Raw genomic sequence first — 8,325 nt, 5'->3', positions numbered from 1 at the left:
GGGGCAGGGTGCCCGGGATCGGTGCCGGGTTTACGCACCGGTAGCTGCGGCCGTCGTGGGCGTGCACCAGCTCCGGCGGCTCCCCCACGCACTCGTCGACCCGGCGGGCGCAGCGCGGGGCGAAGGCGCAGCCGTCCGGCCAGGACAGCATGTCGCGGACCGAGCCGGGAATCGGGTTGAGCCGTTCGCCGCGCCCGGCGTCCAGGCGCGGCACCGAGCCGAGCAACCCCACGGTGTACGGGTGCCGTGGCTCGCGGAACAGCGGCCGGCGGCGGGCGGTCTCCACCACCCGGCCGCCGTACAGCACGTTGATGGTGTCGCACATGCCGGCGACCACACCCAGGTCGTGCGTGATCATCACCAGTGCGGTGCCGGAGTCCCGGACCAGTTCCTTGAGCAGCTCCAGGATCTGCGCCTGGATGGTGACGTCCAGCGCGGTGGTCGGCTCGTCGGCGATCAGCAGCCGGGGCCGGCAGGCCACCGCCATGGCGATCAGGGCGCGCTGGCGCATGCCGCCGGAGAGCTGGTGCGGGTACTCCTTGAGCCGGCGCTTCGGGTCGGGGATGCCGACCCGGTCCAGCAGCGCGGCCGCCTCCTTCGCCGCCGCGTCGCCCTTCATCCCCCGGTGCCGGGTCAGCACCTCGGTGACCTGCAAGCCGATCGGGATCACCGGGTTCAGCGAGGAGAGCGGGTCCTGGAAGATCATCGCGACGTCCCGGCCCCGGATGTCCCGCCGGGACCGGTCGTCGAGTTGGAGCAGGTCGGTGCCGTCGAACACGGCCTTGCCGCCGACCCGCAGGCCGGGCTGCTTCGGCAGCAGCCCCATGATGGCCAGCGAGGTGACGCTCTTGCCGCAGCCGGACTCGCCGACCAGGCCGACCACCTCGCCGGCGTCGACGGAGAACGAGACCCCGTCCACGGCGTGCACGGTGCGCTGGCCGCGCCGGGCGAACGTGACGGAGAGGTCGTCCACTTCGAGCAGTGCCATTACCGGCCTTCCGTTCGCGGCCGCGGGGCTGGCAGGCTCGCTCCTCGTGCTGCACACACGGGATCCACCTACTTCCGCAGCTTCGGGTCGAGGGCCTCGCGCATCGCCTCGCCGAGCAGGGTGAAACCCAGCGCGGTGATGATGATGGCGAGGGCGGGCAGGATCGCCAGCCGGGGCGCGGCGTCGAGGTAGCGCTGGGCGTCGGCGAGCATCACGCCCCACTCGGGGATGGACGCGTCGTTGTTGCCGAGGCCGAGGAAGGAGAGCGCCGCGGCCTCGATGATCGCGGTGGCCAGGGTGAGGGTGGCCTGGACGATGACCGGGGCGAGCGAGTTCGGCACCACGTGGGTCAGCGCGATTTTCGGCTTCTTCACCCCGAGCGAGGTGGCGGCCAGCACGTAGTCGCTGTTGGCCTGCGAGATCATCGAGCCGCGGAGCAGCCGGGCGAAGACCGGCACCGAGACCACGCCGACCGCGATCATGACGGTGGTGAGGCCGGCGCCGAGGAGGGCGGCGATGCTGATCGCCAGCAGCAGGCTCGGCATGGCCAGCAGCATGTCGATGAAGCGCATGAGCACGTTGTCCAGCGCGCGTCCCCAGCGGCCGCCGAGGCCGGCGGCGGCGCCGGCGATCCCGCCGATCAGCGAGCCCACGGCCAGACCGATGAGGGTGGCGACCACGCCGACCAGCAGGGTCTGCCGGGCGCCGACGACCATGCGGCTGAACTCGTCGCGGCCGATGTGGTCGACGCCGAACCAGTTCTCCGCCCGCACCCCCGGGATGTAGCCGATGTTCTCCCGGACCTCGCCCTTCCACAGCTGGGCGTCCGGCGCGTACGGGACGAGGAACGGCCCGACGAGGGCGACCAGGACGAACAGGGCGAGGATGACCGCGCCGACGATCGCCGCGGGGTTGCGCCGCAGCCGGCGGAACGCCTCCTGCCAGAGGCTCACGCCGCGCTCGTCGTCGCGGGCGGCCAGCTCGGCGAGCCGGTCGATCTTTTCCTTCTTCTTGCCGCTGGTGATCGTCATCGGACCCTCACCCTCGGGTCGATCAGGCTGTAGGAGAGGTCGACCAGGAGGTTCACCAGCACGTACACCACCGCGATGATCATGATGAAGCCCATCAGCACGGGATAGTCGCGCTGGCTGATGGACTCGGCGACGAAGGCGCCGATGCCACTGAAGGCGAAGACGGTCTCGGTCAGCACCGCCCCGGAGAGCAGGCCGCCGGTGAGCAGTCCGATCGAGGTGACCACCGGCAGCATCGAGTTGCGCAGCACGTGCCGGTTACGGACGGTCCGCTCGGTCAGGCCCTTGGCCTCGGCGGTGCGGACGAAGTCCTCGTTGAGCACCTCCAGCACGCTGGCCCGGGTGATCCGGACGATGATCGCCAGCGGGATGCTCGCCAGCGCGAGGCCGGGCAGCACCAGGTGCCAGATGGCGTCGGCGGCGGCGTCCCACTCCCGGGTCATCAGCCCGTCGAGGACGAAGAAGTTGGTGATCCGGGTCGCCCCGAGGGTCGGGTCCTGCCGGCCGCTGGACGGGAACCAGCCGAGGTTCTCCGAGAAGATCGCCTTCAGTACGTACGCCAGGAAGAAGACCGGGATGCAGATGCCGATCAGCGACCCGCCCACCGAGAGGTGGTCGAGCAGCCGGCCCCGGCGGCGCGCGGCCAGGTAACCGAGCGGGATGCCGATGCCGATGGCGATGATCATCGCCATGATCGTCAGCTCGACCGTGCCCGGGAAGCGCTCGATGAACTCGGTGGTGACGGCACGTTTGGTGGAGGTGGAGGTGCCGAGGTCGAGGCGGATCAGTCGCCGGACGAACCGGGCGTACTGCACCAGGATCGGCTCGTCGAGACCGAGGTTGCGCCGGATCGCGGCGCGCATCTCGGGCGTCCCGCGCTCGCCGAGGATGGCGGTCTCGGGACCGCCGGGCAGCCGGCGGAGCCAGATGAAGAGCAGGAGGGAGAGCCCGAACAGCGTCGGTATCAGCTGGAGCAGGCGTCTGACGATGAACCGGAACACGGTGGCCTCGAAAGGGGTACGGAGGATCGCGGGCGGGCGCTGGGATCCCCAGCGCCCGCCCGCGGTCGGAGCGTCAGATCAGGACTTGAACTCGGCGGTGGAGAACCGCTCGTCGGTGAGCGGGCTCGCCTTGACCCCGGTCACGTCCTTGCCGAACACGATCGCCGGCGGCGAGTGCGACACCGGGACACCCGGCAGGAAGTCCATGATGGCCTTGTTCAGGGCCTTGTACTTCTCCACCCGGGCCGCCTGGTCGGCGGTGGTGTCAGCGTCCTTGAACTGGTCGAACAGGGCCTTGTTGGTGAAGCCCCACTCGTCCTTCGGCCGGTCGAAGAACGTGCCGATGAAGTTGTAGCCGTCGCCGTAGTCACCGGTCCAGCCGAGGAAGTGCAGGTCGTGCTTGTTGCCGGAGGTGGTGGCGTTGAGGTAGTCCGGGCTCCACTTCAGCGGGGTGGCCTGGACGTTGATGCCGACCGCCTTGAGGTCCGCCGAGAGCAGCTCGAAGATGTCCTTCGGGTTCGGCATGTACGGCCGGGTGACCTCGGTCGGGTAGTGGAACCGCAGGGTCAGGTTCGACGCGCCGGCCTCGGCCAGCAGCTGCTTGGCCTTCTCCGGGTTGTACTCGTACTTGGTGACGTCGCCGTTCCAGCCCTCGACGGTGTCCGGCATGAAGTTCTCGGCGACCTTGGCGCCCGGGGGCAGCTTCGAGTCGACCAGCGCCTGCCGGTTCAGGGCGTGCGCGATGGCCTGCCGGACCTTGATGTCGGCGAGCTTCGGGTTGCCCTTCTGGTTGATCGCCAGGTAGAGCACGTTGAACGCCGGGCGGGTCAGGACGTTGAAGCCCTCACCCTTGAGCGGCTCGACGTCGGCCGGGCCGACCAGGTCGTACCCCTGGATGTCGCCGGAGCGCAGCGCCTGCTTGCGCGCGTTCTCGTCGGAGATGGTCTTGAAGATGAGGGTCTTCAGCTTGGCCTTGGTGCCGGCGTAGTCCTCGTTGCGCTCCAGGGTCAGCGTCTTGTTGGCGACGTCCCAGGACTTGAACTTGAACGGACCGGTGCCGGTCGGGTGCTCCGTCGCGTACGCCGGGTACTTGATGTCCTCGGCGGTACCGCCGACGTTGCTGGCGTCGTACTTCTCCAGCGCGGTCGGGCTGTGGATGGAGAACGACGGCAGCATCAGCGCGGCCGGGATCTTGCTGGAGACCCGGGTGAAGGCCAGGTCGACGGTGGTCGCGTCCTTGGCCGTGCAGGACTTGAAGAGGCTCGGCGGCAGGTCCGCGCTCTCGTTCTTGGCGAAGCCGCCCATGACGTCCTGCCAGTACGCGGTCACGTCCGGGCTCTGCATGAGGCCCTTGGCGTTGTACCAGCGGTCGAAGTTCTTGCAGACCGCCTCGGCGTTGAAGTCGGTGCCGTCGTGGAACTTCACGCCGGAGCGGAGCTTGAAGGTCCACGTGGTGCCAGCGGCGTCCGGGGTCCAGGACTCGGCCAGGCCGGGGGTGACCTTGGTGCCACCCTCCTCCGGGCGGACCAGGGTCTCGAAGACCTGACGCGCCACGCGCAGCGACTCACCGTCGCTGGCGAAGCTGGGGTCGAGCACCTTCGGGTCGCCGGCTACGCCGAAGACCAGGGTGTCCTTCTTGCTACCGCCGGAACTGTCATCGCGGTTGCTCTCGGCGCAGCCTGCTACCGCGAGGGCCGCGACCGCAACGGCCGCGATCGCGACCTTGGGCCTGGATGCACGCATGGTGCTTCACCTCGTCCTTGGGGGTACGGACAACGTGGTGACAGGGGTCACCGATGGCGGTGACCTTAGCTTCCGTCCGGACCTGCGGGAAACTATTGACGAAGCGGTTGGTACCGGATCGTGTCTTAACCGATGCGCCCCGCGCCGAACGGCGGCGCAGACCGCCACCAAAGGCGCGTTTTGTCCGGGTTTGCCGATGCGGATTTGTTACATCGATCGTCGCCGCGTTCGCCCACATGTCAGAACACAAAGTGGACGAAGCCGTGGCACCCAAGCCGCGTACGACGATGGCCGGCACCGGGTTCCCGGCACCGGCCATCGACAGTGCTCAGACGGCCCGGCGCCCCTCGAAGGCCCGGCCGAGCGTGATCTCGTCGGCGTACTCCAGGTCACCGCCGACCGGCAGGCCGCTGGCCAACCGGGTGACCGCGATACCCATCGGCTTCACCATCAGCGCCAGGTAGGTGGCGGTCGCCTCGCCCTCGGTGTTCGGGTCGGTGGCCAGGATCAGCTCCCGCACCCCGCCGCCGCCGAGCCGGGTCATCAGCTCCCGGATGCGGAGATTGTCCGGCCCGATCCCCTCCAGCGGGTTGATCGCGCCACCGAGCACGTGGTACCGGCCACGGAACTCACCGGTCCGCTCGATCGCCACCACGTCCTTGGGCTCCTCCACCACGCAGAGCACCTCGTCCGTGCGGCGCGGGTCACGGCAGATCCGGCACTGCTCGGACTCGGCCACGTTGTAGCAGCTGGTGCAGAACCGCACCAGTTCCTTGACCTTGCGCAGCGCGCCGGCCAGCCGGTTGACGTCGGCCGGATCGGCCGACAGGACGTGGAAGGCGATCCGCTGCGCGCTCTTCGGGCCCACGCCCGGGAGCCGCCCCAGCTCGTCGATCAGGTCCTGGATGGCGCCTTCGTACATCTGCCGGCTCAGAACCCGGGCAGGCCGAGGCCGCCCATGCCGCCGGCGACCGGGCCCATCTTCTTCTCGGTCAGCTCCCGCGCCGCCTCGGCGGCGTTGTGCACGGCCGCGACGACCAGGTCCTCCAGGGTCTCCACGTCCTCCGGGTCGACCGCCTTCGGATCAATCTTGACGCTCTTGAGCTCTCCGGTGCCGGCGACGGTCGCGGTCACCAGACCTCCGCCCGCGGTGCCGGTCAGCTCGGCCTCGGCGAGCTCGGCCTGGGCCTTGGCGATCTGCTGCTGCATCTTCTGCGCCTGCTTCAGCATCTGCTGCATGTTCGGCTGTCCACCTGGGCGCACTGATGGCTCCTTCTCGCACTCGTCTGTCGGCCGCCGACCAGCCTAGTCGCTGTGACCAGCCTCGCCCCGTTCGGTGCTTCCCGTCGCGGCGGGTCCCGGCGGACGATCACGGGACCGAGCGGAGGGAGGCTGTGGATGTCGCTGGACCAGGCCGCCGCGGTGATGGAACAGCAGGCCCGGGCATGCCGGAACATGGCCGCCCCCCTCTACGCCGACCTGCTCGTGCACACGGCCGAGGACGTCCGCGCCGGCGGCCCGTGCGCCGACGCCGTCGCGGGGTGGACCGGCGCGCCGTCCACCGCCGCGGTGCCGCTGCGGCTGCTCGGCGGGGTACACGCCCTGGTGCTCACCGGCCAGGCCCCGCAGCTCGCCCGCTTCTACCCCAGCGCCGGTGGGGCGTACCGGCCGGAGGACGCGGACGCCGCCTGGGCCGCGTTCCGGGCGGTGGTCGCCGACCGGCGGGACGCGGTGCGGGGCTGGCTGCGCCGGCCGCCGCAAACCAACGAGGTCGGCCGGGCGAACCTGCTGCTGGCGGGTCTGCTCCACGCGGTCCAGGAGAGCAGGGGGCTACCGGTACGGCTGGTCGAGCTGGGCGCGAGCGCCGGGCTGAACCTGCGCGCCGACCGGTTCCGGGTGGCGGCGCCCGGCTTCGCCTGGGGACCGGAGGACAGCCCGGTGCGGCTGCCTGGCGCCTGGCGCGACGGGGTGCCCGGCTGGCTGCGCGAGGCGGCGCGGTCCTACCCGGAGCTGACCGTGGTGGAGCGGCTCGGCTGCGACGTCACGCCACTCGACCCGGGCAGCGAGGACGGCGCGCTGGCGCTACGGGCGTACCTCTGGCCGGAGCACACCGCGCGCGCCACCCGGCTGGGCGGGGCGCTGGAGCTGGCCCGGCGGGTGCCGGCGCGGGTGGACCGGGTCGGCGCGGCGGAGTTCCTGGCCGGGCTCGACCCGCGCCCCGGGACGCTCACCGTGGTGTGGCACTCGGTGATGCGGCAGTACGTGCCGGCCGACGAGTGGGCACGGGTCACCGCCGAACTCGACCGGCTGGCCGCGGCCGGCGCGCCCTTCGCGCACCTGCTGTTCGAGCCGTACGAGCAGGACGGGCGGCACCGGTTCCAGCTGCGCGCCCGGATCGGCGCCGGGCCGGAGCGGGTGCTCGCCGAGGCCCACCCGCACGGGCTGCCCGCCTGGACGGTCTGAGCCGGCCGGCCGGCCGGAGATCAGCGCGCGTCGACCTCGTCGATTTTCTCGGCGCCGAACGCCTCGCGGAGCAGCCGGACCGCCTGCTCCTCGCTGGACTCCCGGGCGGTCCGCTCGTCGATCACCTCGTCCAGCGGCTCGTCACCCGGGTCGAACCCCTCGTAGACCGGGGTCGCCGGCTGTGCCGGGCCCGCCGGCTGGCCGCCACCGGGGCGGATCGGCCCGTCGTAGTCCGGGTCGTACGGCGGCTCGCCGGCCCAGTCCGCGTCCGCCGCCTGTCGGGCCGCCGGACCGGTACGCGCACCGCGCCCGGCCGCGGCCGCCCGCGCCGCCGCGATCGCGCTGCTCGCCGGGGCACCGGTGCCGGTCCCGGCGGTGGACTGCTTCGGCGGGGCGGGTGGTGCCGTCGCCGCGGTGGCGGCCGGGGATCCCGTGCCGCCGGGACGGGCCGGCTCCGGCCAGTCGTCGCCCCCGCCGGAAGGGCTGGGCGCGGACCCGCCGGGGCGGGCCGGCTCGGGCCAGTCCTCGCCGTCATCGGTCCCGCCGCCCGCGCCCGGGGCGATCCCGCCGCCCTGGCCGGTCCCCGCGCCCGGGGCGATCCCGCCACCCGTGGCCGGGCGACCGGACGGGCCGCCGCCGGTCTGTCCGCCCGGCGCAGAGCCGCCCGCCCCGGGACCGTCCGGGGACCGGCCGGTGGCGGACCCGGCCGAGGACGAGCCAGCCGAGGCGGGACCGCCCGCGGTCGGGCGGGCCGGAGCGGCCGCGGCGCGCGGGCCGCCGAGCGACACCCCACCCCGCTCGCCGGCCACCTCGCAGCGGATCTGCCAGCGCCCGCCCAACTCCTCGTAAAGCGCGTCGGTGAGCACCGGCGCGTGGTCGGACATCATCTTCGCCAGCACCGTCGACTTCACCGTCAGCACCAGCGTGTCGCCGTCGAGTTCGCGTACCACCGCGTCGCGCATCAACGCCGCGATCCGCTTGTTGGTCCGGTTGACCTTGCCGACCACCTCCGGCCAGACCCGGCGCACCGCCACCGCGTCCAGCGCGCCGGGCACCTCGGACCCGGGCCGGGGCGGCGCGGGGGTGGCCGGGTCCGAGG

Annotated in this window: 7 protein-coding genes and 1 pseudogene; 1 reads left to right on the top strand and 7 read right to left on the bottom strand. The window is 72.0% G+C overall.

Translation table 11 applies throughout. From position 1 onward, the window contains the following. The 6 genes from C1I99_RS26200 to C1I99_RS26175 all read right to left on the bottom strand — a co-directional run. Positions 1-988, bottom strand: a 988-nt coding sequence (locus tag C1I99_RS26200) for an ABC transporter ATP-binding protein (RefSeq protein WP_111136857.1), incomplete at its 3' end; no start/stop codon positions are given. A 68-nt stretch (positions 989-1,056) separates the two neighbouring features. Beyond that, positions 1,057-2,019 (bottom strand): ABC transporter permease, encoded by a 963-nt coding sequence (locus C1I99_RS26195; protein WP_111136856.1) that lies wholly within the window; start codon positions 2,017-2,019, stop codon positions 1,057-1,059. Further along, positions 2,016-3,020 carry an ABC transporter permease gene (locus C1I99_RS26190; protein WP_111136855.1) on the bottom strand — a complete coding sequence of 335 codons (1,005 nt, stop codon included), beginning with the start codon at positions 3,018-3,020 and terminating at the stop codon, positions 2,016-2,018. The genes C1I99_RS26195 and C1I99_RS26190 overlap by 4 nt, the downstream gene beginning before the upstream one ends. Before the next feature lie 78 nt (positions 3,021-3,098). Further along, the gene (locus C1I99_RS26185) at positions 3,099-4,763 is read right to left on the bottom strand and encodes an ABC transporter substrate-binding protein (RefSeq protein WP_111136854.1); all 1,665 of its coding nucleotides are present in this window, start codon (positions 4,761-4,763) and stop codon (positions 3,099-3,101) included. 328 nt (positions 4,764-5,091) lie between these two features. Continuing rightward, the gene (gene recR / locus C1I99_RS26180) at positions 5,092-5,685 is read right to left on the bottom strand and encodes a recombination mediator RecR (protein ID WP_111136853.1); all 594 of its coding nucleotides are present in this window, start codon (positions 5,683-5,685) and stop codon (positions 5,092-5,094) included. 8 nt (positions 5,686-5,693) lie between these two features. Next, a complete protein-coding gene (locus C1I99_RS26175; protein WP_233512723.1) occupies positions 5,694-6,002 on the bottom strand; it encodes a YbaB/EbfC family nucleoid-associated protein in 309 nt (102 codons plus the stop codon). 159 nt (positions 6,003-6,161) lie between these two features. Here C1I99_RS26175 and C1I99_RS26170 point away from each other — a divergent pair, with 159 nt between their 5' ends. Further along, complete coding sequence (locus C1I99_RS26170) at positions 6,162-7,226, top strand: DUF2332 domain-containing protein (protein ID WP_111136852.1); 1,065 nt, start codon at positions 6,162-6,164, stop codon at positions 7,224-7,226. A gap of 20 nt (positions 7,227-7,246) precedes the next feature. On the opposite strand, the pseudogene C1I99_RS26165 reads toward C1I99_RS26170, so the two are convergent. After that, positions 7,247-8,325: pseudogene (locus C1I99_RS26165) on the bottom strand (DNA polymerase III subunit gamma and tau); the annotation flags it as partial.

This window comes from Micromonospora deserti, from assembly GCF_003236335.1.
Taxonomy (GTDB): Bacteria; Actinomycetota; Actinomycetes; order Mycobacteriales; family Micromonosporaceae; genus Micromonospora; species Micromonospora deserti.
The sequence above is the reverse complement of the archived record's forward strand: the minus strand, read 5'-3'. Positions and strand labels throughout refer to the sequence as shown.